Genomic DNA, 25,872 nt, shown 5'->3' with positions numbered 1-25,872 from the left:
ATTATCCAATATGGCTCGTTTGCGAGCGATTACAGTTGATCTTCCAGTGGCAACAAACCCACCAACCAGGCTTGAAATTTCCGCCATAGGGTGGCTTTCGGTTCTTGGCTGTAAACAATCTCGGTTTGATTGCGTAATTTTTCGCGCCAGCGTAGCCGATGATTACTATCGAGCTGAACTTGATAACTTTTATAATCCAGATTATCACGTATTTGTTGGGTGACCTTGTCCGCCAAATTAGGGCAGCTTAGTAACAAGCCCATTTCGGTGTTTAAATTGATGGAGCGTGGATCCCAATTAAAGGAGCCGATAAATAATTTTTCCTGATCGATAACAAACAACTTGCTATGTAAGCTGGCTCGAGAGGCCCCCTTACCGAAAAAAGCAAGCCGTTGACGTTGCTTTGCATCGGGTTTTATTTCATATATAAACACGTTTGCTTCCAGTAGTTGCTGGCGGTAGTTCTTATATCCGGCATGCACCGCCGCGACATCGGTTGCGGCTAAAGAATTGGTAATCACACTCACATCTACGCCGCTTTTGGCTATAGCGGACAAACCTTGGCTACCTGCTACTCCGGGTACAAAATATGGCGAACTAAGCAGGATAGTTTGTTTAGCCCGACCCAATACTTGTGCCAGATTGCTAGCAACATCTTGCGCAAAATCGGGGTTTTTATCGGGATGGTCGACGAATAATTCAGCGTCACACCAATACAGTACATCGCGTAAAGAATGGTTGCTAATTAGCTGTTGATAGCGAGTATGCGCCTGTAGCAGCGGCTTAAGGCTTTGGCTGAATAATTGTTGTTCTAAACGTCGTAATTGGGCGTCTTGGTCGACCGATTTAAGGTTGAGGGCTTCCATCGGGTAGCTACGTCGATCATTCCAGTACAAGTCGAAGGCTTGGCTCACCTGCTGAACCACCGGCCCAAAAGCCATGGCGTCGATGTCGGCAAAGTCGAGGTCATCCCGCGCGCTAAAATACTCATCGCCAATATTTCGACCACCAACCACACTGATCAAGCCATCGATGGTTAATGATTTATTGTGCATCCGGCTATTTAAACGCTGAAAATCTCCCAGCATATTGGTCACGCGAAAGCGTCGATTATAGAAGGGATTGAATATTCTCACTTCGATATTCGGGTGCATCGTAATGGCTTTGAGCATATCGTCGTAGTTATTGGTGTTAATGTCGTCCATTAGCAAGCGCACCCGTACCCCTCGCTCCGCAGCTTTTAACAAATGACCCAGAAAAATTGCCCCCGTTAGATCTTCCTTAATCATATAGTATTGGGCATCTATCGATAACTGAGCCTTTTCGATGAGGGCTATTCGTGCGGCCAGCGCACTCACCCCATCAGGTAATATCGCGATGCCATTTTTACCCGGCTGGTAGCTCTGAAGTTGCATGATACTTTGTTTATTGGACAGCTCATCTGGCGCAATTAATGCGTAGCTCGCTTGTTTGTATTGGACGATAAGTGCGGGGTCGGGACGCTGTGCACAACCAAAAAATACCAGGCCAGCGAATGCCATCATGATTAACTTTACTAAAAATTTAGTCGCGTCCATGTGCTTGTTCTTTTCCAAATAAATTGAATTGAGGACCAAGGGTTGGCTGCGAACATCGCCCAGTAAGCGCTTTTTTCATCGAGCAGTCGTTATCTCCCTAAGGCTCGGTAAGCAGCGTTTTTTACTAAGCGTTGCAATCTGTTTGGCCATACGATTGATCTAAACCAAAAGCGCTATCACCAATGGTATATATTGTGAATTTGGGCCGAAGGCCTCTCGCTTTGCTTAACTATTTAAATTACAAAGAAATGTTAGCTGTTATTTAGTGTTTAAGCTAGCTAACCAACAGGCAGATAAAAAGTTAGTTTGTTAATTTGGTGTTAATCCGTTTCCTTAGCTTGGTGAATACGTATATAATATGCGGCCTTCATTTTCGAGACCTTAAGCCTATGCACACCGCTGAAACCCTATTTAAACCTGAAAGCTGCGTGAATCGTCAGCGTAAGGCTGCGCCGTTTTTGCCGATGTCGCGCAAAGAGATGAAAGCTTTAGGTTGGGATAGTTGCGATGTGATACTCGTGACTGGCGATGCTTATGTTGATCACCCCAGTTTTGGTATGGCGGTGATTGGTCGAATGTTGGAAGCCAAGGGGTTTCGGGTCGGCATTATTGCGCAGCCCGAATGGACCAACAAAAATGATTTTATGCGCCTTGGTAAACCCAATCTGTTTTTTGGGGTGACGGCCGGCAATATGGACTCGATGATTAATCGTTATACAGCCGATCGTAAATTACGCCATGACGATGCCTACACGCCAAACAATGAAGGTGGCAAACGACCCGATCGGGCGGTAATTGTGTATTCACAGCGCTGTAAAGAAGCCTATAAAGATGTGCCGGTGATCTTAGGCGGTATTGAAGCCAGCTTACGACGAATTGCCCATTATGATTATTGGTCTGACAAAGTGCGTCGCTCGGTTTTGTTTGATGCCAAGGCTGAACTATTGATTTACGGTAATGCCGAACGTCCCCTGGTTGAAGTGGCCTATCGTTTGAGTCAGGGCGAAGCTATCGCCGAGCTCAACGATGTGCGTGGTACTGCGATTATTCGTAAACAAGCGCTGCCCGGTTGGAGCGGTTTAGATTCCAGTCATTTGGATAAACCCGGTAAAATCGATCCGATTATTAGCCCTTATGCCGAGATTGAAGAAAGCTGTTCTACTCAAGATGATTCGGTAGAAACGATTGATCCACAGCAAGCCAAGCCGATTGTGGTGCAGATGGAAAAGAAACGGCCTTGGGAAGAAGTTTACATTAACTTGCCGGCCTACGAGCAGGTGAAAGTGAACCCGGTGTTATACGCTCATGCTTCGCGTATTTTTCACCTCGAAACTAATCCCGGTTGTGCACGTGCTTTAGCGCAGCGTCATGGCGACCGGATTGTCTGGTTAAACCCACCGGCTTTACCTTTGAGTACTGAAGATATGGACGGGGTATTTGGTCTGCCTTATCAACGCATTCCACATCCCAGTTATGGCAAAGCGAAGATCCCAGCCTATGACATGATTAAGTTTTCCATCAACATCATGCGGGGCTGTTATGGCGGCTGTACCTTCTGTTCGATCACCGAACATGAAGGGCGAATTATTCAGAGTCGCTCGGAAGATTCAATCATTGAAGAGATCGAACAGATCAGAGATCAAGTTCCTGGTTTTACGGGGGTTATTTCTGATTTAGGTGGACCTACGGCAAACATGTATCGGCTGAATTGCAAGAGCCCCAAGGCCGAAGAAACTTGTCGACGCTTATCCTGCGTTTATCCGAGTATTTGCCACCATATGGATACCGACCACCAACCGACCATCGATCTATATCGGCGGGCTCGCAAGGTTGAAGGGATCAAAAAAATCCTGATTGCTTCTGGTGTGCGGTACGACATTGCTATTGAAGATCCGCGCTATATTAAAGAGTTAGCACTGCACCATGTGGGCGGATATCTGAAAATTGCGCCTGAGCATACCGAAGAAGGGCCCTTATCAAAGATGATGAAACCGGGCATGGGAACTTATTATAAATTTAAAGAGTTATTTGATAAGTACTCACAGGAAGCAGGGAAGAAGCAGTACCTTATCCCGTACTTTATTTCGGCTCATCCGGGAACCAAAGATGAAGACATGGTCACCCTTGCATTGTGGTTGAAGAAAAACAAGTTTCGCTTAGATCAGGTGCAAAATTTCTATCCTTCGCCGCTGGCCAATGCTACCACGATGTATCATACCGAGCGCAATCCTTTGCACAAGATCAGCCATAGCAGCGAGCGAGTTCCAGTAGCGAAAAAAGGGCGTCAGCGGCGTTTGCATAAGGCTTTACTGCGTTATCATGATGAGAAGAACTGGCCAATTATTCGGGAAGGTTTAACCAACATGGGCTTAACCAAGTTAATTGGGAATGGCTTACACCATCTGGTGCCTGCCGAAGGTCGTCGTGATGGTCGTCGCGCCGGTAATCGTGGTTTTAAAGGTGCCAAAAACAGCCAGTTTGCTGCCACCCGATTTACCAACAAGCAATTTAAACGTGAATAGGCTGGTGGTTGATTTGAATATTCTTTTTATTAGTGACTTAGTTTCAGCCTCTAGGTTATAGCGGCATGGCTCAACGGAGCGATAGATTGTTGAATCATTTCAATGTTTATCGCTCCGATATAGGCATTTGAAGGAGTACATCATGATACGGCATATATTGCTGATTAAGTTCCAGGCCACGGCAGACACGGTGCAGATTAAGCACTTGCAAACCTTATTTGAAGCGATGCCGCAAAAAGTTACTGGGGTGCTTACGGTTGAATGGGGCGTAAACAACAGCCCAGAGTATCGAAATAAGGGATATACGCATTCGGTACTGATGACTTTTGCAGACGAAGCTGGGCGACAAAACTATTTACCTCATCCCGAGCACCTTGCGCTTAAGCAAGTACTCAGACCTTTATTAGACGACATTATCGTATTTGACTTTCAGTTATAGCGAACGACAGCAAAGGTCTGGTGAGATAAATTTCCAAGCCAAATTCCTTTTAGTTCCACCAGCTTAATGCTAAAAGCATGTTACATAAACCCATCACTCGAAATAAATTACTTAACAAACAGCGATTTATTGCTTAGCATTCAGCAATCACCGAAGTCTAAATCGACCTAAGTCATAACGATATGGCGTTTAGACCCTTAGCAATAGTCTAAGCAGGGTAAAGGACAGAAATGCCTTTGCCTCCCGCATTTGGAAAGGTTGATTTATGTTATCGGATTCATTTTCCCGACAGTTTAGCTATTTGCGGCTTTCGCTCACTGAAGTTTGTAATTTTAAGTGCAACTACTGTCTTCCCGATGGCTATCATTGCGATACGCCTAAAAGCGAACTTAAGCTGTCGGAGATCGCGTTGCTCGCGCGTTGTTTTGCAGACTTAGGCACCAATAAGATCCGTTTAACTGGCGGTGAACCCAGCTTACGCAAAGACTTAGTCGAAGTGATCGAAATCTGTTCCCAAACCGAGGGAATTGAGCACTTGGCGATGACCACCAATGGTTTTAAATTAGCTAAACATGCCAAGCAATGGAGACAAGCCGGCTTAAACCATATTAATATTAGTGTTGATAGTTTGGACCCGCGTCAATTTGCTGCGATTACTGGCACCAACAGCTTTGTGAAAGTTATGGCGGGGGTTGACGAGGCTCTCAACCAAGGTTTTCGCTCTATAAAATTGAACGCGGTGTTGATTAAGCAGCTTGCAAAACATGGCTTTGAACAATATCTAAACTGGATCAAACACCGTCCGGTCGAAGTCCGCTTTATTGAAGTGATGGAAATAGGGGCAAATCCCGAATATTTTGAACAACATCATATTGCTGGGACGGGATTTAAACAGCAACTGCTGTCACGCGGATGGCAAGCGCAGATAAGAGCCCATAATGCCGGTCCTGCTGAGGTTTTTTACCATCCAGATTACGCCGGTAAGGTTGGTTTAATCATGCCCTATGCTAAAGATTTTTGTAGTACGTGCAATCGATTACGAGTCTCTTCTCAAGGGCGGTTGCATCTGTGTTTGTTTGGTGAAGAGGGGATTGAACTACGTGATTTGTTGAACTCCCCATTACAGCAGGCCGCTTTAACTCAACGAATTGAACAAGCCTTGTTGAGTAAAAAAGGGACTCACTTCCTTCATGATGGTAATACTGGCGCCACCCCTCATTTAGCGTCAATAGGCGGTTAGTTGTTAACGATGATGTATCATTGTGAGTCATCGGGAAGGTTGAAGTCACGTCATTTCCGTTTATCCCTTTAGCCAAGGCCCTTAAATTGGCCGCTGAGCCGAACAAGAGAAACACCAATAAGTTTATATTATATTAATACTTTTAATCATTACGCTAAATAGGCATTATTATGGTGAGCAAGCCGATGCAACAAAAGGATTGATGAGTCGTTATTTATGCAGGCAATTATCGGGGTAGTACTTGCAGGCGGGCGCTCTAGCAGGATGGGGCGCGACAAAGCGCTTCTTCACTGGCAGGGCAAAACTCTATTGCAGACCAAGGTTGAACAATTACAAAGGCTGCTTGGCTCTGCAGTATATGTGAGCGGCCAATATCCGGGCTATCAGTGTATCGTGGATATTGATATTTCCCGCGGCCCTTTGTCAGGTATTTATAGTTGTTTAAATCAGTTGGAGTCGCCAGCGTTTTTATTTGTACCGGTTGATATGCCATTACTGTCCGATGTGGTCCTCCGTCAATTATTGGCATGCTTTCAGCAAACCAATCGGAGTGCCTATTGCCAAAATAGTATGTTTCCACTTTATGTGGTTCGGAATCAACAAACAGAATCGATCTTACGCTCGCTGCTAGATGAACAAGATCCCAAGCGCGCTTCAATTGTTGCCTTTAGTTCAGCGATTGGTGCAAACGTCATTGAGTTACCCGCTGAATATCAAACAGTGATGGTCAATACTAATACGCCCGACCAATGGCAAGCGGCCCAAAAAACCAATGGAGAACACTCATGAGCCATTTGGCTACCGTTCAACAAACATTCTTAAATATTGCGGTACTTACGGTTTCAGATACCCGTAATGAAGCTACCGATAGTTCCGGCCAATATCTTGCGGAGGCACTTCAGCAAGCAGGACACCGGTTAGCGGATAAGCACATCGTAATTGACGATGTTTATCAAATTCGCGCGATTGTCAGCCAATGGATTGCTTCGTCTGAGATTGATTGTGTGATTAGCACTGGCGGAACAGGCTTTACTGCTAGAGATAATACTCCGGAAGCTATGAGCGTATTATTTGATAAAGACATTGAAGGCTTTGGCGAATTGTTCCGGAGTATTTCTTATCAAGAAATAGGCACATCTACGGTGCAAAGTCGTGCTTTAGCAGGTTTTGCCAATAAGACTGTGATTTTTTGTGTCCCAGGGTCAACCAATGCCTGTAAGACCGCATGGCAAAAAATACTTTTAGAACAACTTAATAGTACCCACAAGCCTTGTAACTTTGTGCCCCATATCAGGTGATTTTGGATGAGTAAATTTAGTCATATTAATGCTTCTGGCGAAGCTATCATGGTTGATGTCTCTGATAAGATAGCGACCAGCCGCGTGGCCAAGGCTCAGGCTTTAGTATTGGTTAACCAGCAGGTGGTTGATAATTTATTAGGTGCAGAGCAGCACAAAGGAGATGTTTTTGCTTGTGCTCGTATTGCAGGTATTCAAGCGGCTAAAAAAACTTCCGATTTAATCCCGCTTTGTCACCCCTTGATGCTGAGCAAAGTGAGTGTCGATTTAACTTTAGATGCATCTCGTCGAGAGATCTTGATTGTAAGTACTGTTAAATTAAGCGGCGTAACTGGGGTCGAGATGGAAGCTTTAACTGCTGCTAGCGTTGCAGCATTAACTATTTATGATATGTGTAAAGCGATTCAAAAGGATATTGTCATTCAAGATATTCGATTACTTGAAAAACATGGCGGTAAGTCTGGTTCTTTCCAAGTGAGTGGCCGTGAGGAAAATAAATGTTAATTAAGGTGTTATTTTTTGCTCGCTTAAAAGATCAGCTCGGCCAATCGGCGGTGACTATCGAACTCACCAATGGCGGCGACACTGCCACACTAAAACAGCAGCTTTTGAGCCTAGGCTCTCGCTGGACTGCATTGCAAGATCCAGCGTTATTAATGGCCGTTAATCACCAGCATGTAAACCACGATGTGGCTTTACATGCTGGTGACGAAGTCGCATTTTTCCCTCCCGTTACAGGTGGTTAGATGATTAAAGTTCAGCAACAAGATTTCGATGTAGGCGCCGAATACCAACGTTTGGCAACCAATTGCCACACCGGCTCGATTGTGTTTTTTGTCGGTTTAGTGCGGGATATGAATCTTGGAGAGCAAGTCGACAGCTTGCATCTTGAGCACTATCCCGGGATGACCGAAAAGCAGCTGGCTGATATTGTTGAGCAGGCCAAACAACGTTGGCCGATCCAAGATGCTAATATTATCCATCGAGTGGGGGATTTGGAAGTTAACCAACAGATTGTGTTTGTTGGAGTGAATAGTGAACACCGCGAAACGTCATTTGCCGCGTGTCAATTCATCATGGATTACTTAAAGACACAAGCTACATTTTGGAAAAAGGAACGTGGTCAGCAGGGCGAATCTTGGCTCGATGCGAGACAGTCTGATTTACGTGCCACAAGTAAATGGTAAAGCTTTAAGGGCTTCAACCTATAGCCTTACACTGATGGTCCTTCATTTTGCGATTCTAATGCCTTGTTGGTTAACGGCTAAGCTTTCATAAGCTTTGCCTTGTTTAGTGGAGCACCTAGCATCGAGATAGAGATCAAACCTAGCATTAAATCATGGGGCTGGCGAATAGCTCTATTTTGACCCATTCTCCTGCCATCACCTTGCCACGCTCTTGTTCTAACACGATAAAACAGTTTGCTTGACTAAGGCTGCTAAAAATAGCGCTGCCTTGATTTCCTGTGGGGGATACTTGCAGCTGCCCTTGCGCATCTGTACTCACAATACCACGCTGGAAATCGAGTCTTCCGGGACGTTTTTTCAACGCTGTCGTCGTTTGAGCGCTGATTTGCGGTGGCGCTTGATAATTCCAGGCACTTGCCTTTGCAATGACAAGCAAGGCCAATTTGTAAAAAGTAATGTAAGCGGAAACTGGGTTGCCGGGAAGGCCAATAAAGTAAGACTCTTTTAACTGGCCAAAAGCGAAAGGCTTACCCGGTTTCATTGCCACTTTCCAAAATCCGATCTCTCCCAGTTCGTCCAGCACCAATTTTGTATAATCTGCTTCACCAACTGATACGCCGCCACTACAGATCACAATATCAGCCTGTTGGTCTGCTTGCTCGAATGCTTGTTTGATCAATGAATGTTGATCTGGAATAAGCCCAAAATCGAGCACTTCAACAGGTAAGCGTTCTAGCATCGCTTTAATTGCAAAGCGATTACTGTCATAAATTTGCCCATGACTTAACGGATTGCCGGGGGCGATAAGTTCATCTCCTGTGGACATCAGCGCTACTTTCAGACGAGTTTGCACCGCAATTTGATCGAACCCTAAGCTGGCTAATAGGCCAATATGACTTGAATTGAGCAAAGTATTCGCGCTAATCACGATTTGCCCTTGAGTGATATCCTCTCCCATTTTTCGGATATTATTCCCGATGGATATTGGCTGTTTAAAGGTAATCAGAGAACCATCGACACTGGTATTTTCTTGCATTTCGACTGCATCGGCACCGCATGGTAGAGGTGCTCCGGTCATGATCCTGACACAGTGCTTTGGTTTAAGTTGGTGTTTGTTTACGTCTCCGGCAAACACCTTTTCACTGAGCGGAAGTTGTTGATTGGCCGGTAAGTGACTCACACATAGTGCGTAACCGTCCATGGCACTGTTATCGAAGGGAGGGATATTCAATGGTGAAATAAGATCAGCAGCGAGCACTCGGTTTAAGGCTGAATCTAAACCGACCATTTCAGTCTTGGTGATTACTTTTACATTTTCATTGAGCAGTGCTTTGGCTTGTTCCAGTGGCAATAGTCCAGGTTGGTGACAACAATCCATTGATTTTCCTATATATGAGTGCTTGATTATTAATATAACAAGATTATCGTATCTTTGACTGTAGGGGCAGGGAATTCATTAAAAAAACAATTTAGTCGAAAATACTGTATAACTAACTCGCCTTTGATTTTGCTTAAGTATAGCGAACACGCATTAGTTTAATGTACTATGAATGGTTGATTTAATAATATTAAATGTGAAACTGTCAAAAGTTAACGGCTTGTTATTTTTTGTGTTGCGGATTAACATAATACAGCTATGATTTAACTGGTTTGTTACAGCTGTGGCAAATTTAGGCCAGAATATTTTCAAGGAAGTTTATATGTCCACAGAGCCGAGTCCGAATCTAGTCGTTCGTGCTATTTCCAGCATCGAGCTTTATCAATTTTGTGAGTTATTGATGGAAGCTGCGTCTTGGTTTGAGTCACGGGGGGAAACCTTGTGGAAATGCCATCACATCACTCCTCACTCCATGTTAGCAAGTCATCGTTTAGATGAGATGTATATGGGGTATATTGCTGGTAAACCTGTCGCCGCGATGATTTTAGACAAAAACAGTGGAATTATTGATGTCGGTTTAGAAGAAAAACGCGAAAGCTTATTTATGCATAAGCTAACCGTTAAACGAGAATTTGCGGGTCAAGGTATTGCCAAGGCAATGGTGGATTGGGCGCGTTGCAGTGCCTTAAAAAAAGGATATACATTGCTGAGTCTTATTTGCAATTGCCAAGACCAACGACTTCGTTGGACCTTGGGTCAGTTTGGTTTTGAAGAAATAGAGATACTGAACCCCCATTATCAGTTACAACGTTATTTTCGTTTGGATTTGGAACACTGCAAAGTGCCTCTGGATAGGCCTTCTGTTGAGGGCTTGAGTTTTGACTATTCGCAGTTAGACTGTGCGACTTCGTTAATGAGGTAGTATGAGAAATTATCGTTTAATGGCGGTTGTTAAAGGTCATGTTCAAGGCGTAGGCTATCGATATCATGTGATGCAACAAGCAAGTAAATCAGATATTGTTGGTTACGCTAAGAATTTGGCAAACGGTGATGTTGAAATATTTGCCGAAGGAAAACAAACCAATTTGGAGCAACTTATTTCATTTTTATATCATGCATCACCGCTTGGCCGGGTGTCTGAGGTGGAGACTTTGGAATTTATTTCTATCGATCAAAAATCCAAAACCAACTTTGTCTGCTATTAGCTGTTCTTCTGTGTTTCACTTCCGAATTATTTTGTAATGAATAACAAACAGTGGCTTTACATACTTTGCCACTGTTTGCTATTGGCTAAGCTTATTTGTTTTTAGAAGAAACCCAGCGGGTTCACGTCGTAACTAACCAACATATTTTTAGTATTTTGGTAATGTGAGAGGGCTATTTTGTGGGTTTCACGACCGATACCGGAACGTTTGTAGCCACCAAAAGCAGCATGTGCGGCGTAGGCGTGGTAGCAATTTACCCACACGCGACCAGCTTGGATATTTCGCCCCATTCGTTGTGCTAAATTGATATCGCGGGTCCACACGCCTGCGCCTAAACCATACTCGGTATCGTTGGCGATACGTAAGGCGTCGGCTTCATCTTTAAACGTGGTGACCGAAATCACCGGTCCAAATATTTCCTCCTGAAAGATCCGCATGTCATTAGTCCCTTTTAAAATCGTGGGACTCACAAAGTAACCGTTGTTATGTTGACCGGGTAACTTACAGGTATCACCACCCGTTAATAACTCTGCACCCTCATTGCGGCCGATCTCAAAATAACTGAGAATTTTATCCAGTTGTTCTTTAGAAACTTGAGCCCCCACTTGAGTTGTCAGATCAAGTGGATCCCCTTGCTTGATGGTTTTTACACGCTCTAGGACTCGTTGCATAAATTGATCATAAATGGATTCTTGGATCAACGCGCGGGAAGGGCAGGTACAAACTTCCCCTTGATTGAAAAATGCGAGTAGCATACCTTCCACAGCTTTATCCAAATAGTCATCTTCATGAGCCATCACGTCGGCAAAATAGATATTGGGCGATTTTCCGCCAAGTTCAACCGTTGAGGGGATCAGTGAATCGGCGGCACATTTTAATATATGCTGACCAACTTCAGTGGAGCCGGTAAAGGCTAACTTGGCGATACGCTTACTGATTGCCAGTGCTTGCCCAGCTTCAGCACCAAAGCCGTTGATCACGTTAATCACTCCGACAGGCACTAGATCTTCAATTAGCTCCATGAGTACCATAATCGATACCGGGGTTTGTTCTGCGGGTTTTAATACCACACAGTTACCAGCAGCAAGTGCTGGCGCTAGTTTCCATGCCGCCATGAGTAAAGGGAAGTTCCAAGGAATAATCTGTCCTACAACGCCTAAAGGTTCGGGAAAGTGATAACTGACAGTGGTTGAATCTATATCGGCAGCACCACCTTCTTGGGCTCGAATACAGCCCGCGAAATAGCGGAAGTGATCAACAAATAGTGGTATGTCTGCGTTCAATGTTTCGCGGATTGCTTTACCGTTTCCCCAAGTTTCGGCAACAGCAAGCGATTCTAAATGTTGTTCGACGCGATCGGCTATTTTTAATAAGACCTTAGAGCGATCTGCGACCGAAGTTTTGCCCCAGCCCGCACTTGCTGCATGAGCGGCATCGAGTGCTAAACCGACATCTTGAGCATCGGAACGAGCGACCTTGCAATAGACTTCACCGTTGACCGGTGAACGATTCTCAAAATATTGTCCATTTTTGGGTGGGACCCACCGACCACCGATAAAATTGTCGTATTGTTCTTTAAAAGTAATCAATGAACCTTCGGTTCCTGGCTGCGCATATAGCATCGTCAAATCCTTCTATAATTTACTTTTTGTTATCAAGTTGTTGCTTTTGTGGGTGCTGATATATTGCACTTAATCAGCGTATTGCAAGTGATGAACCAATTAATCAGGACTTGTTGTTAATGAAATGTAAAGTTATGATTGGTAAAATAAACTATTTTCTCAAGGTGTGGCGGGCTGGTTGTTGAGTCATCAGGTGGGCTGTCACACTGTTATATTCTGGCACATACAATGTGTTACATTTTGGAACAGTGTTATGAGCGTAAAGTACCAACTGCCCAATTCACTTAATGCCTCTTGGTTAAGAAGCCAAAATGCGGGCTTATCGGAGAGTTATTCACCAGACGAACTTCGTTTAGCCAAGGCTGAATTAAAAATGCGCCACCAACGGTATGACGATCTGATTCAATTAGTAAAAACTTATGCCTATCCATTATTTGAGCAATTGATGGCCCACACGTCTTGTCGATTGATTTTGTCTGATATAGATGGTTTTGTGATTGATCATTGGGGAATAGACAAGTTCGCCGATAAACTCGCGAATGTGGCTCTTGAGTCTGGTGTGAACTGGTTAGAGCAGTATAAAGGGACCAATGCCATTGGCACCGCTATCGCGATCGGACAAGCAGTATCTGTGGTTGGTGAACAGCATTATATTAAACACCATCGCTTTATGAGCTGTAGTGCCTGTCCAATCTTTTCTCCACAGGGCGAGATGGTCGCAGTGTTAGATATCACCAGTGAACAACAGCGCCATAACCAACAAGCTATGTCTTTAGTTGCGAGTCTCGCCCAACAAGTTGAGATTGCCTTGCTGTGTCGACTCCCCCAAAGTGTTTACCGGATTGACTTAGCTGCGCAACCGCATTTGCTTCATTCTGGCTGGCAGGGGATTGTCGTGGCCGATGAAGAAGGTAAAGTATTGGGTCATAACCCAATGGCTCGCCAGTTGATCAAACAACTCGAAGTGGGCCAGAGTTTGACGACTCATTTAGGCGAGCAGTGGTTAAGCAAGGTGCGCTCAGCTAACTTGCGCTTACATATGCAGACTAAAACCTTAAGCACACCTAAATTTGTGCATGCGAGGCCTCCGGCACAGCCAAAACTTTCAGGTTTTAAAGAACCATCAATTCAACGCGCTTGGCTGCATGCTCTCAAGGTGATCGAGAAATCTATTCCTTTGTTAATTTATGGGGAAACAGGGGTCGGTAAAGAGCAATTTGTAAAACGTCTGCATCAGGCTAGCCAACGCGCGAATCACGTTTTACAAGCCGTGAACTGCGCGGCCTTGCCGCACGACTTAGTCGAAAGTGAACTATTTGGTTATCAAGCTGGTGCTTTTACCGGTGCCGCTCCAAAAGGCGCTTTGGGAAAAATTCGTCAAGCGGCAGGTGGGTTTCTATTTCTGGATGAAATTGGTGAAATGTCTTTATCGGCACAAACTCGTTTATTGAGAGTATTGCAAGAGCGTGAAGTGGTCCCGGTGGGTGGACATCAAGCGATTGCGGTCGATGTTCAAGTGGTTGCCGCTACCCACGTAAATTTGAAACAACGAGTACAGCAGGGATTATTTAGAGAGGATTTATATTATCGTTTAAATGGATTTCAGCTAACTTTACCAGCATTACGCGAGCGTCGAGATATTCAACAGATGATCGAACAGATCCATTTGCAGCATTGCCATGCAGGTCAACGTATTTGTCCTCAGTTACTGGCTATTCTCTGCGCATATCAATGGCCGGGAAATCTGCGTGAATTAGATAATTTTATGCAGGTTGCTTGTTTGATGGCGGAACATCAAAAGTTATTACAATGGGATGATTTACCGGAGTCTCTGCAACAGCAACTTGGTCATCCAGCTGAAGATAGACTTTCTGGAGAGGTGGGTTTAAAGCAGACGATTGATGAGAATATCCTACAGGTTTATCAACGTTGCCATGGCAACATTAGCCAGAGTGCCAGACTGCTAGGGATCAGCCGTAATACGCTTTATCGAAAATTACGACGTTTAAAACATAGTCGTTAATCGTTTTGTTAATACTAATTTGGTTGGTTATATGACCAACTTATTGCGTAGAATAAATCTGCCGATAAACAGGTATGAAGGGCGTAACTAGTCGCTTTAATCATAAGGTTCATCATGCAGTGAACGGTGATTTAGGCAGCAACAATGAACCGACAATTAGTTATATTGTTATAAGGCAAGTGTCACTTATTTTAAAGATAAAAAATCCGAGCCCTTAGACTCGGATAGAACCATTGATTGATGACCAATCGTCGGTAAATTACATGACTCGCATGCCCGGTTGAGCACCATCATCGGGACTTAAGATCCATAAATCTTTTCCACCCGGTCCAGCGGCTAACACCATACCTTCAGAATTACCAAAGCGCATTTTTCTAGGTGCAAGATTTGCCACCATTACGGTTAACTTACCTTCTAGGTCTTCAGGGGAATAAGCGGATTTAATCCCCGCAAATACCTGGCGATTTTCACCACCAATATCGAGTTCGAGGCGAAGCAGCTTTTCGGCTTTTTCCACATGTTCCGCTTTAACGATACGAGCGATCCGTAAATCAATTTTTGCGAAATCATCAAAACTGATAGTTTCTGCAATTGGTTCAATTTCGACAGACTTGGCCGGTGTCGCGGTTTCTGTTTCAGTGGTGGTTTGGCTCGATGCCTGTAAGTTGTCTTTTGAGGCCTCAACCATGGCTTCAACTATGCTCATGTCGATACGTTGCATCAAGGCCTTAAAGCTTTGTATTTCACAACCCACCAAGTGCTCGCCAATTTCATTCCACTTCAATTCAACATTGAGGAACTTTTCCACTTTAATTGATAGTTCTGGGAGAACCGGTTTGAGGTAAGTGATCAGCACTTTAAATAAGTGGATCCCCATAGAGCAGACTTGATGCGCACGCTCTAAGGTGTCTTCTTGTTTGGCAAGTTGCCATGGTGCTTCTTCGGCAATATATTGATTAGCTTTATCAGCCAGCGCCATAATTTCTCGCATCGCCTTACCAAACTCACGATCTTCATAGAGTGCGGCGATGGTTTGCTCTGCATCGGTAAATTCTTTTAATAAGCCCGGATTAATCAGTTCGCTAGACAAACGGGAGTCAAAACGTTTACTAATAAAGCCAGCAGTACGACTGGCGATGTTGATCACCTTGCCAACTAAATCGGAATTAACCCGCTGCGCAAAATCTTCAAGATTTAAATCTAAATCATCGATTTTATTGTTTAATTTGGCTGCATAATAGTAGCGTAAATACTCAGGATCTAGATGATCCAAATAAGTGCGCGCCTTAATAAAGGTACCACGAGACTTAGACATTTTGGCACCATTCACCGTGACGAAACCATGCGCGTAAACACTGGTTGGTTTACGGTAACCTGCACCTTCTAACATTGCCGGCCAAAACAGACTGTGGAAGTAAATAATGTCTTTACCGATGAAGTGATAAACTTCTGCTTTTGAGTCTTGGTTCCAATAATGAGCAAAATCTAAATCGTCACGTTTGTCACATAAATTCTTAAAGCTGCCCATATAACCAATCGGCGCATCGAGCCAAACATAAAAGTATTTATCGTCGGTCTCTGGTATTTGGAAACCAAAGTACGGTGCATCGCGACTGATGTCCCATTGTTGCAAGCCTTGTTCAAACCATTCGCTTAGTTTGTTAGACATTTCATCCTGCAGCGATCCAGATACAGTCCAATCTTTCAGCATTTTCTGAAAGGCTGGCAAATCAAAGAAGTAGTGCTCGGAATCTTTGAGGACCGGTTCGGCACCTGAAACTACCGATTTAGGTGAAACTAGATCAGCTGGGCTATAGGTTGCGCCGCAATTATCACAGTTGTCGCCATTTTGATCGTCGCTGCCACATTTAGGGCAGGTTCCTTTAACAAATCGATCGGGCAAAAACATGTTTTTCTCAGGGTCGTATAGTTGAGAAATAGTCCGCGTTTTTATGTGACCGGCTTGGTTCAATCGACTATAGATATCTTCTGATAAAATTTTATTCTCAGGGCTGTGCGTAGAGTGATAGTTATCAAACGCAATGTTGAATTCTTTAAAGTCGGCACTATGTTCGCTATGAACCTGATTGATCATTTCTTCAGGGCTAATGCCCATCTGCTGAGCTTTTAGCATGATTGGCGTTCCGTGGGCATCATCGGCACACACATAAGTGCAGGTATGACCGCGTAACTTTTGGAAACGAACCCATATATCCGTTTGAATATATTCTAATAAATGGCCAAGGTGAATGGGTCCATTGGCATAGGGTAAAGCGCTGGTGACCAGAATTTCTCGTTGTTCGTTTGTCATGTGATCTACTGTAAGCTCAGTCAATAAACAGGGGAATCAAGGGATGTAATACTACCTTAAGCAAAGGTTTATGCCTAGAGGCTGTTGGCCTTTGAAGCTTGGTTTACAGTCGTTTATGGATGATTAGAGCACGGCTGTTCCTCTCTAATCTAGTAATCCAGATGAATTCTCAAAAAATGCTGTATTTATGAGCAATCTACACTTCGTTTCATCTAATTGTGCTCAGTGCTTTGTGATATAGATGAATTGATATGACTTACGATATAGCGCTTAGTCATGATGCTGCTTCAAGGGGCAATTTATGAACGCTATTGCCGCGAAATAGTGCACCACCTAAAATTCAAACTGTTCGCTGGTATGAGCAGAGGGAAGGGCGTTTAATATATGATAAATCACTGATACAAAGCGATTAGTCTAATGACTAATCGACGCTTACCACCTATAATTGCGGCAAAAATTTTAGGTCAATTCAATGCAAAATCAAAATCATCATGTTGTCGTTATCGGGATATCGGGGGCGTCTGCATCCGGTAAAAGCCTATTTTCTAAAACGATAGTAAGTGATATTCGTAATGAACTCGGTGATAGTTGTATTGCAGTTATCAATGAAGACAGTTATTACAATGATCAGAGCCATATTCCAAGGGAAAAGCGTAAACTGACCAATTATGACCACCCTAAATCGATGGATCACGCCTTATTAGCAACACATTTACAAGCGCTTAAACAGGGGCAAACCATCGAGCGCCCGCAATACAATTACACAGTCAACAATCGAATGAGCGAAACAAAAACTGTGTGGCCGACTAAGATTATTGTATTAGAAGGTATACTTTTGTTTACCGACCCAGCGATTCGAGAACAACTGGATATCAGTATTTTTGTCGATACACCTTTAGATATTTGCCTGGCTCGTCGTATTCAGCGAGACATTAAAGAGCGAGGTCGTACTCTCGATTCGGTATTGGCTCAGTATCACAACACGGTACGACCAATGTATTTGCAATTTATTGAACCGTCCAAGCAGTATGCCGATGTGATTGTGCCTCGTGGCGGTAAAAACCGAATCGCGATCGATATTATTAAAAGTAAAATACGTCATTTACTGGGATCTTGAGTGCTATTCACTTGTTTTACTAAACAAAGTACACGCAGTATCACAAAGTTTATTATTATCTAATTGTCATTTACATATTATTCAAGCGCTTTTATAAGTAGGGAAAGTTATGAAGAAGTTGCTATATGGCTTTATTGCTATCGTTGTGTTGCTGCTCGTTGTGGTAGTGATTGCTGTCTCTTTGGTTGATACCAACGATGTTAAACAGCTTATTGTAAGTAAGACCAAGGAGGCCACTGGCAGAGAGCTGGTGATTGATGGCGATTTATCTTGGCGTTTTTTCCCAAGTATTGGTTTTCAGTTAGGCTCGCTTCATTTATTAGATCATCCTAACTTTGGTCAAGGGGAAACATTGAGCATTGACGGTGCAGAAATGTCGGTCGCACTCATGCCCCTATTTAGTAAGACTATTGATTTGGGTGAGATTTCGCTTTCCGGTTTATCTTTTCGTTATCAAACCAATGCTGACGGCTCAAGCAATTTGGATGATTTGACCAAAACTGGCGACGCAGCATCTCAAACAGAGCCGTCGGTCAGTCAAGCTCCTAGCGAGCAAGTCGCAACGGAAGCAGCAAGTCCTTGGAATATCAGCTTATCGGGACTTGTGATTAAAGATGCCAACATTGAACTGATTGATTTAAAAACTAATAAGACACAAAAAGTAGGCCCAATTGACTTTAAGTTAGAGGGTTTAGAACTTGGTAAAGACAATCGTTTTGAATTGACCAGCCAATACAGCGACGGAGAGTTAAGTTTAATACAGCAAGCTCACGGCATTTTGTTTGTCACTAAAGATTTTTCAAGTTTGTCAGTGAAAGACTTAGACAATAACCTTGAAATAAATGGTGATGCGATTCCGAATGGTAAAATGAATATTCAGTCTAACCTGAACTTGGAATACTTGGTTTCACAGAAAATAGCCGAACTATCTTCATTGAACGTCGATATTGATGGTAAGACTCAACTTAGCGGTAGCAGTCGTTTACAGCTTAGCGATGCCATACCAAGTTTGAGCTTTAACCTGATGATCCCATTACTAGATACTTCTGCGTTCATTAGCCCTAGCCAAGACGCTCAACAAACTGATGCGGTTAAAACTTCGCCTGAGCAGACTCCTGGCACTGAACAGGAACCTGATCTGAGTGCGCTTAAAACAATTAATCTCGACGGGCGTTTGACCATTACGAAGCTGCAGCACCAAAAATTACATTTGGAAAATATTAAGCAGCACTTAGTCATTAAAAGTGGCGTGTTAAGCCTTAAGCAGTTAAGCGCAGATCTTTATGGCGGCAAACTGGATAGCAGCGCGCTTGTGAATGGCAATGAGAAGCAAGCGAGTTATTCAATGTCGGCTAAATTGTCTGGAGTGAAAGCTCAGCCTTTGTTAAGTGATGCCGCTAACTTTGAGTTTGTTGCTGGAAAATTAGATGTCGACCTTAACCTAAAAGGTAAGGGGCTGACTTCGATGGCGGTCAAGCAGCGGATTAGTGGACCGATTAATGCGACTTTTAGTGACGGTGCAATTTATGGCATTAATATTCCACAAATGATCCGAGCTGCAACGGTATCCTTAAAAGGGGGTGATAAGCAACAAGCTCAACAAGAGCAAAAAACTGATTTTAGTGAACTGGTTATTCATACCAAACTCGGTCAGTCATTGGCTTCGGTTACTAAGGCTCAAATGGTATCCCCCTTATTAAGGGTTGATGGCAAAGGGAAAACTCATTTAGTTAACGAAAGCTTAGATTTTAGTTTTATTACCAAGGTTGTTGCCAGTTTAGAGGGACAGGGGGCTTCTAATGATTTAGCAGGTTTAGATATTCCTTTGAAAATCAGTGGATCTTGGACGCAACCAAAAGTGCAGTTAGATATGAAGAAATTACTTGAAGGCCAAGCGAAGGAAGCACTGAATAAAGAGTTGAATAAAGCCTTAGGTGGAAAAGAAGGTAATAAAAAATTATTGGATAGTTTAGGTAGCTTCTTTAAATAGAGGCATACATTATTACCAATGGAATAGAACTTTTATAATGGTCTGATGGTGCGAGTAAAGGGAACTGAGTGGATAAATTAAATGGTGTCAAATCGATTCTTGTTGTTTGTATGGGCAATATTTGTCGCTCGACAACCGCAGAAGCGGTACTCAGAGAGAAATTTAAACAGCAAGCGTTGAAGGTTAAAGTTGATTCGGCTGGCACCACCGATTACCACCGTGGTGATAAGCCAGATCCTAGAGCGATGAGAGTTGCAGAGGAGAAAGGCTATAACTTTAAAGGGATCCGTTCGCGTAAGGTTGCTGATAAAGATTTTACGAAATTTGATTTGATTCTTGCATCGGATAAAAAAAATCTTAGTTACTTGCAACAACATTGCCCTAGTCATTATAGCCACAAGTTAGCGCTGTTGTTGCCCTCTGGTGGTCTGGATATCGAAGAAGTACCAGACCCATATTACGGCAGCGTACAAGGGTTTAAACAAGTTTTGGGACTAATAGAGCAAGCTAGCGATGGCCTCATTACCAGACTAAAACTTTAAAGACCAACGAATCTATAAAAATAGATGTATTAAAAAAGGCCAGCATATGCTGGCCTTTTTGTTATACCGTTTAAAACTATTTATTCGGCTTCGTCATTGGGCTTTGTGACGAACTGGTTGAACTGCTGCTTGATATGCGTCGCGTCCCAGTTTTAATCGGCTTACGAACATAAGGTTTTTTCACTTCTTCCTGCACAGGGGCTGACCTTACTACCGGAGCTGCAGGTTTTGCCATAGCAGCAGAAGCGCTGCCCTTGGTGTCGACAGGGCTAGGCTTTAGTTTCCCGCGATTACTACGTTTCGCTTTAACAATCGCTTTTGCCGGTGCTTCGGCTTTCACTGTTTCCACAGGCGCTTCAGCTTTCGCTGTGTCTGCAGGTGCTTCAGCTTTCGCTGTGTCTGCAGGTGCTTCAGCTTTCACTGTTTCCACAGGTGCTTCTGCTTTCGCTGTTTCTGCAGGTGCTTCAGCTTCCGCTGCTGCTGCAGGTGCTTCAGCTTTCGCTGCTGCTGCAGGTGCTTCGGCTTTCGCTGTTTCTGCAGGTGCTTCGGCTTTCGCTGCTGCTGCAGGTGCTTCAGCTTTCGCTGCTGCTGCAGGTGCTTCAGCTTTCGCTGCTGCTACAGGTGCTTCAGCTTTCGCTGTTGCCACAGGCGCTTCAGCTTTCGCTGTTTCTGCAGGTGCTTCGGCTTTCGCTGCTACAGGTGCTTCAGCTTTCGCTGTTTCTGCAGGTGCTTCAGCTTTCGCTGTTTCTGCAGGCGCTTCAGCTTTCGCTGTTTCTGCAGGTGCTTCGGCTTTCGCTGTTTCTACAGGTGCTTCAGCTTTCGCTGCTGCTGCAGGTGCTTCAGCTTTCGCTGCTGCTACAGGTGCTTCGGCTTTCGCTGCTGCTACAGGTGCTTCGGCTTTCACTGTTTCAACAGGTGCTTCGGCTTTCGCTGTTTCTGCAGGTGCTTCAGCTTTCGCTGTTTCTGCAGGTGCTTCGGCTTTCACTGTGTCTGCAGGTGCTTCTGCTTCTGGGTAACGTGAATCGACGGCTTCTGCGTTAGTTTCCGCTTTTGGTAAGTCATTAAAGCGTTTACGCCCAGCATTGCTTGAAGAACGACGACGGCGTTTAGGTTTAACGACTTCTGCTTGTTCAGTCTCAGTTGCGTTTAGCGTATTTTCAAGTGAAGTCGATTCCACCGCTTTAGCTTTTGCCTTTGCTTTTGGTGTAATCTCTTGACTAACCTTTTCTGCAACCGATGCACTTTGGCTGAGTTCTTCGGATACTTCAGTTGTCATACGCACTTTTTTACGCAAATTACGACGTTCTCTACGTTCTTTTACGCGTTGCTCTTTTGGTGCAGCCGCTTCTTTTGGCGCTTTAGATACTTGCGATTTTTCTGCAACGGCAGTATTCGAAGTGTTTACGCTTGCTTTTGCTTCATCGTTTAGTGCGTTGTTGCGTCCACCTTTATTATTCCGCGGTTCTTTACGGCGACGGTTGTTGCTGCTGTTTTCGCCGCGGCTGCGTTCTGTTCGCTCTTGGGTTTTGCCATTACGCTTATCATTTCTAGGATTATTGCGTCGAGGATTACGCTTGTCCTTCTCATTCGACTGACTGCGTGGCGCTGGTTTAGCAGCCGGTGCTTCTTCGGTTTTAAATAGGCCAGAAATAAAAGCAACGATACGGGCGCCCAGAGAAGGTCCGCTGGTTTGTTGGACTTCAGCTTTAGGGCTCTTAGCTACAGGCTTAGGCGCTGCAGTCGGGGCAGGGGCCGCTGGAGCAGAAAAGCCTTGTAAAACGGGTTGTTCTGCCTCAGTTTTTTCCTTGGCTACTTGATTTGGTTGATATACCGGAGATGGATTTTCAGCGGTCAATTGATAACTGGTTTCTTGAGTCTCTTCGCCACTACGAACCCGAGTCACATCATAATGTGGTGTTTCCATGTGCTGATTTGGGATAATAATCAAGCGAACATCATGACGTTTTTCTAGTTTGTTAATCGCGACCCGTTTCTCATTCAATAAATAAGCGGCGACTGGCACAGGTACTTGAGCGTGTACTTCAGAGGTGTTTTCTTTTAACGCTTCTTCTTCAAATAAACGGAGGATCGAAAGCGCCAAAGATTCATTATCTCGAATAGTACCTTGACCACTACAACGAGGACAAATGTGGGTGCTAGATTCCCCTAAAGAAGGGCGTAAGCGTTGTCGAGACATTTCCAATAAACCAAAGCGAGAAATTCGACCAATTTGCACTCGCGCACGATCTTGACGGATGGCGTCACGGAAGCGATTTTCGACTTCTCGCTGATTTCTAACAGGTGTCATATCGATGAAGTCGATAACCACCAAGCCACCAAGGTCACGCAAACGAAGTTGACGAGCTATTTCATCTGCAGCTTCTAAGTTGGTTTGTAAGGCTGTTTCTTCAATATCTCCGCCTTTTGTCGCTCGGGCCGAGTTAATATCAATAGAAGTTAAGGCTTCGGTCGGGTCAATTACAATGGAACCGCCAGAAGGAAGGCGAACTTCACGCTGAAATGCAGACTCAATTTGTGATTCGATCTGATAATGATTGAACATTGGTACTTCGCCTTCGTAGCGTTTCACGCGATTAACGAAGTCGGGGCGAACCAAGTCGATATGTTTTTTCGCTTGTTCAAAGATAGTTTTGTTATCAATTAAGATCTCACCAACATCGCGACGAAGGTAATCACGAATAGCCCGAACAATCACGTTACTTTCTTGGTGAATTAAAAATGGGGCTTGTTTTGACTTGGATGCATCAATAATTGCACCCCAATGATTAAGTAGAACTTTTAGGTCCCACTGTAATTCTTCAGCTGACTTACCAACACCTGCAGTACGAACGATTAAGCCCATACCTTTAGGTAGCTCTAATCCGTTCATCGATTCTTTTAATTGGGTTCGCTCATCACCTTCGATACGACGAGATATGCCTCCGGCACGCGGATTATTTGGCATTAAAACCAGATAGCTACCCGCCAAACTTATAAAAGTGGTCAAGGCCGCGCCTTTGTTGCCACGTTCTTCTTTATCGATTTGAACGATGACCTCTTGGCCTTCCTTGATCACTTCCTTAATACTGGGGCGGCCTTGATAAACATAGCCTTCGGGGAAGTATTCTTTAGCTATTTCCTTCATGGGAAGGAAGCCATGACGTTCTGCGCCATAGTCAACAAATGCAGCTTCTAAACTAGGCTCTACGCGAGTAATTTTACCTTTGTAGATATTCGCTTTTTTCTGTTCGTGACCAGGACTTTCTATGTCTAAGTCGTATAGCCGCTGGCCATCGACCAATGCAACGCGCATCTCTTCTAGCTGCATTGCATTAATTAACATTCTTTTCATTTATATTGCCTTGGGGTTTGTTTGATTAAAACAACCTCACAAGCAGCAATTAACCTGCCTTAAATGGCCAGACCCTGTGTTTTTTGTTAGAGCGATTAGGTAACCTCTCGGTTAGCTACTCTAATCCTTAGGGCGCATTTTGGCGCTTTTATAAATAATAAGTGCCGCAAAAAAGTCTTGCAGAACTGAAAAATCTATTCTATATAGCGTTGATTTAAGGCAAGTATTTTTGATTGCCTATCAGGTTGCTATGAAAATTCTTACTATCAAGCTTTGCGTTTTTTACAAAAAATAACAGCTTGAAGTTGGTGCCAAATTAGGAAAATGTTTAAAAACGGGCACTTTAAGCCTGTTAAATATAGCAAAGCTATATTTTTCCATCAAATTATTTATGAACATGTTACACTTTTTGCTATGAATACCGAAAATAAAGCGGTTCAGATGGTCACGGTAAGTGACGACGAGGCTGGACAAAGAATAGATAACTTCCTCCTAAAGCGGCTAAAAGGGGTTCCTAAAAGTCGTATTTACCGTATTTTACGCAAAGGAGAGGTTAGGGTTAACAAAAAGCGGGTAAAGCCCGAATATAAGTTACTAACTGAAGACTTGGTCAGGATCCCGCCGATTAGGGTCGCGGAGCCGAATAGTTTACCTTCAAATAAACTTAATCAAGTGACTCAACTCGAACAACAAATTATCTATGAAGATGATTATTTGTTAGTTTTGAATAAACCCTCTGGGATGGCAGTACACGGTGGCAGCGGATTAAGTTTTGGTGTGATTGAAGCACTGCGCTCATTGCGCCAAGATTGCCGCTATCTGGAATTGGTGCATCGCATCGACCGTGATACATCGGGATTACTGGTTGTCGCGAAGAAACGTAGCGCGTTGCGAGAAATGCATCGACAGTTAAGAGAGAAGCTTGTTCAGAAGGACTATCTCACTTTAGTTCATGGTCAGTGGCCTAAAGGAACTAAATCGGTAGACGCGCCATTGCGAAAGAATGCCTTGGCTTCTGGCGAACGTGTTGTGGTGGTTGACCCAATGGAAGGGAAACAATCTCTTACTCGCTACAAAATAGAACGACGTTACACAGATATGACCTTGATGAAAGCCAGCCCGGTCACCGGACGAACTCATCAAATCCGTGTACATAGCCAATATGCAGGGCATAGTATTGCTGGTGACGATAAGTATACCGATAAGAAACTCATCGCCGAAGTTGCCGATATCGGCTTACATCGTCTATTTCTGCATGCTTGGCAGATCCGCTTTGAACATCCAGGCACTCAACAGCAAATGCAGTTGACTGCGCCATTAGATCCTGAGTTACAAGCGGTTTGCGATTGTTTAAAGCCGATTTAGGTGAAGTGAGGGAGGTGAGCCTCCCTTTGGCTTTTGCCTGCCATCTATTTGCTAAACCAGCAATGTGAAGCCCTGAGCCTCAAGTAAAGCACATAGCTTAATTAACGGTAATCCGATTAAGCTATTTGGATCATCTCCGCGTAGGTGTTTGAACAATACAATACCCGAACCTTCGCTTTTAAAGCTGCCCGCACAATTATAAGGTTGTTCAAGCTGAAGATATCGTTCGATGAGCTCAACGCTTAAATCTCTGAATTTAACTTCAAAGGGTTCAACCAAGCTATTCATTTGTTTATTTTCACTATTATATAAAGCCATGCCAGTATAAAAGGTAATTGTTTGACCGCTGGCTTCAGTGAGTTGCTTAATTGCAGTTTGGTGATCCCCAGGTTTGCCGACAATCTTGTGGTTAATACAGCAAACTTGGTCGGAGCCTATAATCAAATGTTGCTGAAATCGAGACTCACCAGCTATCGCTTTTTGTTCAGCTAGGCGCTTAACCAAGTGCTCGGCTGTTTCATTTGCGAATGGCGTCTCATCTATATCGGGATTGAAAGTGCTAAACTCAGGAACGATTTTCTGAAGTAACTGTTTTCTGAACGGGGAGCTCGAGGCAAGAACTAGGCGATTTTTCATCGTTTTTTAACCAAAAATGAGAGAACGATGATTTTAAACACAATCTTCAGCAATGGCGATGCTTTAAA

21 protein-coding genes and 1 riboswitch are annotated in these 25,872 nt (G+C 43.9%); of the genes, 15 read left to right on the top strand and 6 right to left on the bottom strand.

The features are described from left to right. Positions 1 to 29: 29 nt before the first annotated feature. Positions 30 to 1,577: a phospholipase D family protein gene (locus ACRRSW_RS11955; protein WP_432459445.1), complete on the bottom strand. Its 1,548-nt coding sequence runs from the start codon at positions 1,575 to 1,577 to the stop codon at positions 30 to 32. Between the two features lie 389 nt (positions 1,578 to 1,966). Here ACRRSW_RS11955 and ACRRSW_RS11950 point away from each other — a divergent pair, with 389 nt between their 5' ends. The 8 genes from ACRRSW_RS11950 to moaE all read left to right on the top strand — a co-directional run bounded on the left by ACRRSW_RS11950 (position 1,967) and on the right by moaE (position 8,263). Continuing rightward, complete coding sequence (locus ACRRSW_RS11950) at positions 1,967 to 4,099, top strand: YgiQ family radical SAM protein (RefSeq protein ID WP_432459444.1); 2,133 nt, start codon at positions 1,967 to 1,969, stop codon at positions 4,097 to 4,099. 142 nt (positions 4,100 to 4,241) lie between these two features. Further along, the gene (locus ACRRSW_RS11945; protein WP_432453015.1) at positions 4,242 to 4,538 is read left to right on the top strand and encodes a Dabb family protein; all 297 of its coding nucleotides are present in this window, start codon (positions 4,242 to 4,244) and stop codon (positions 4,536 to 4,538) included. Positions 4,539 to 4,674: 136 nt separating this feature from the next. Beyond that, positions 4,675 to 4,815, top strand: a riboswitch (molybdenum cofactor riboswitch). After that, on the top strand, positions 4,804 to 5,778 hold the full coding sequence (gene moaA / locus ACRRSW_RS11940; protein WP_432453016.1) for a GTP 3',8-cyclase MoaA: 975 nt from the start codon (positions 4,804 to 4,806) through the stop codon (positions 5,776 to 5,778). (Overlaps the previous riboswitch by 12 nt.) Positions 5,779 to 5,994: 216 nt before the next feature. Continuing rightward, a complete protein-coding gene (gene mobA / locus ACRRSW_RS11935) occupies positions 5,995 to 6,567 on the top strand; it encodes a molybdenum cofactor guanylyltransferase (protein WP_432453017.1) in 573 nt (190 codons plus the stop codon). Further along, positions 6,564 to 7,076 (top strand): molybdenum cofactor biosynthesis protein B, encoded by a 513-nt coding sequence (moaB, locus tag ACRRSW_RS11930; RefSeq protein ID WP_432453018.1) that lies wholly within the window; start codon positions 6,564 to 6,566, stop codon positions 7,074 to 7,076. The genes mobA and moaB overlap by 4 nt, the downstream gene beginning before the upstream one ends. Positions 7,077 to 7,082: 6 nt before the next feature. Next, positions 7,083 to 7,580, top strand: a complete 498-nt coding sequence (gene moaC / locus ACRRSW_RS11925) for a cyclic pyranopterin monophosphate synthase MoaC (RefSeq protein WP_432453019.1) — start codon at positions 7,083 to 7,085, stop codon at positions 7,578 to 7,580. Next, positions 7,574 to 7,822 (top strand): molybdopterin converting factor subunit 1, encoded by a 249-nt coding sequence (gene moaD / locus ACRRSW_RS11920; protein WP_432453020.1) that lies wholly within the window; start codon positions 7,574 to 7,576, stop codon positions 7,820 to 7,822. The genes moaC and moaD overlap by 7 nt, the downstream gene beginning before the upstream one ends. Then, complete coding sequence (moaE, locus tag ACRRSW_RS11915; protein WP_432453021.1) at positions 7,823 to 8,263, top strand: molybdopterin synthase catalytic subunit MoaE; 441 nt, start codon at positions 7,823 to 7,825, stop codon at positions 8,261 to 8,263. 145 nt (positions 8,264 to 8,408) lie between these two features. On the opposite strand, the gene moeA is transcribed toward moaE, so the two are convergent. Beyond that, positions 8,409 to 9,641 (bottom strand): molybdopterin molybdotransferase MoeA, encoded by a 1,233-nt coding sequence (gene moeA, locus ACRRSW_RS11910; RefSeq protein WP_432453022.1) that lies wholly within the window; start codon positions 9,639 to 9,641, stop codon positions 8,409 to 8,411. Between the two features lie 322 nt (positions 9,642 to 9,963). On the opposite strand from moeA, the gene ACRRSW_RS11905 reads away from it, so the two are divergent. Next, on the top strand, positions 9,964 to 10,563 hold the full coding sequence (locus tag ACRRSW_RS11905) for a GNAT family N-acetyltransferase (protein ID WP_432453023.1): 600 nt from the start codon (positions 9,964 to 9,966) through the stop codon (positions 10,561 to 10,563). A 1-nt stretch (position 10,564) separates the two neighbouring features. Next, entirely contained in the window at positions 10,565 to 10,846 is a 282-nt protein-coding gene (locus tag ACRRSW_RS11900) for an acylphosphatase (protein WP_432453024.1), read from the top strand. A gap of 101 nt (positions 10,847 to 10,947) precedes the next feature. On the opposite strand, the gene exaC is transcribed toward ACRRSW_RS11900, so the two are convergent. Beyond that, on the bottom strand, positions 10,948 to 12,468 hold the full coding sequence (gene exaC, locus ACRRSW_RS11895) for an acetaldehyde dehydrogenase ExaC (protein WP_432453025.1): 1,521 nt from the start codon (positions 12,466 to 12,468) through the stop codon (positions 10,948 to 10,950). 253 nt (positions 12,469 to 12,721) lie between these two features. Here exaC and ACRRSW_RS11890 point away from each other — a divergent pair, with 253 nt between their 5' ends. Then, positions 12,722 to 14,491 (top strand): sigma-54-dependent Fis family transcriptional regulator, encoded by a 1,770-nt coding sequence (locus tag ACRRSW_RS11890; protein WP_432453026.1) that lies wholly within the window; start codon positions 12,722 to 12,724, stop codon positions 14,489 to 14,491. A gap of 259 nt (positions 14,492 to 14,750) precedes the next feature. On the opposite strand, the gene metG is transcribed toward ACRRSW_RS11890, so the two are convergent. After that, complete coding sequence (metG, locus tag ACRRSW_RS11885) at positions 14,751 to 16,802, bottom strand: methionine--tRNA ligase (RefSeq protein WP_432453028.1); 2,052 nt, start codon at positions 16,800 to 16,802, stop codon at positions 14,751 to 14,753. 472 nt (positions 16,803 to 17,274) lie between these two features. Between metG and udk the strand changes: the two genes are divergently transcribed. The 3 genes from udk to ACRRSW_RS11870 all read left to right on the top strand — a co-directional run bounded on the left by udk (position 17,275) and on the right by ACRRSW_RS11870 (position 20,451). Then, complete coding sequence (udk, locus tag ACRRSW_RS11880; RefSeq protein WP_432453029.1) at positions 17,275 to 17,919, top strand: uridine kinase; 645 nt, start codon at positions 17,275 to 17,277, stop codon at positions 17,917 to 17,919. Positions 17,920 to 18,028: 109 nt separating this feature from the next. Continuing rightward, positions 18,029 to 19,909: an AsmA family protein gene (locus tag ACRRSW_RS11875; protein WP_432453030.1), complete on the top strand. Its 1,881-nt coding sequence runs from the start codon at positions 18,029 to 18,031 to the stop codon at positions 19,907 to 19,909. A 110-nt stretch (positions 19,910 to 20,019) separates the two neighbouring features. Further along, positions 20,020 to 20,451 carry a low molecular weight protein-tyrosine-phosphatase gene (locus ACRRSW_RS11870; protein ID WP_432456178.1) on the top strand — a complete coding sequence of 144 codons (432 nt, stop codon included), beginning with the start codon at positions 20,020 to 20,022 and terminating at the stop codon, positions 20,449 to 20,451. A gap of 76 nt (positions 20,452 to 20,527) precedes the next feature. Here ACRRSW_RS11870 and rne read toward each other — a convergent pair whose 3' ends face one another. After that, positions 20,528 to 23,803 (bottom strand): ribonuclease E, encoded by a 3,276-nt coding sequence (gene rne, locus ACRRSW_RS11865; protein WP_432459441.1) that lies wholly within the window; start codon positions 23,801 to 23,803, stop codon positions 20,528 to 20,530. 414 nt (positions 23,804 to 24,217) lie between these two features. On the opposite strand from rne, the gene rluC reads away from it, so the two are divergent. Beyond that, positions 24,218 to 25,168 carry a 23S rRNA pseudouridine(955/2504/2580) synthase RluC gene (gene rluC / locus ACRRSW_RS11860; protein WP_432459440.1) on the top strand — a complete coding sequence of 317 codons (951 nt, stop codon included), beginning with the start codon at positions 24,218 to 24,220 and terminating at the stop codon, positions 25,166 to 25,168. A 51-nt stretch (positions 25,169 to 25,219) separates the two neighbouring features. Here the strand turns inward: rluC and ACRRSW_RS11855 are convergent, their stop codons facing one another. Further along, a complete protein-coding gene (locus tag ACRRSW_RS11855) occupies positions 25,220 to 25,804 on the bottom strand; it encodes a Maf family protein (RefSeq protein WP_432459439.1) in 585 nt (194 codons plus the stop codon). Positions 25,805 to 25,872: the final 68 nt, after the last annotated feature.

This window comes from Agarivorans sp. QJM3NY_25, assembly GCF_050870875.2.
GTDB lineage: Bacteria > Pseudomonadota > Gammaproteobacteria > Enterobacterales > Celerinatantimonadaceae > Agarivorans.
This window is presented reverse-complemented; position numbering and strand designations above follow the sequence as displayed.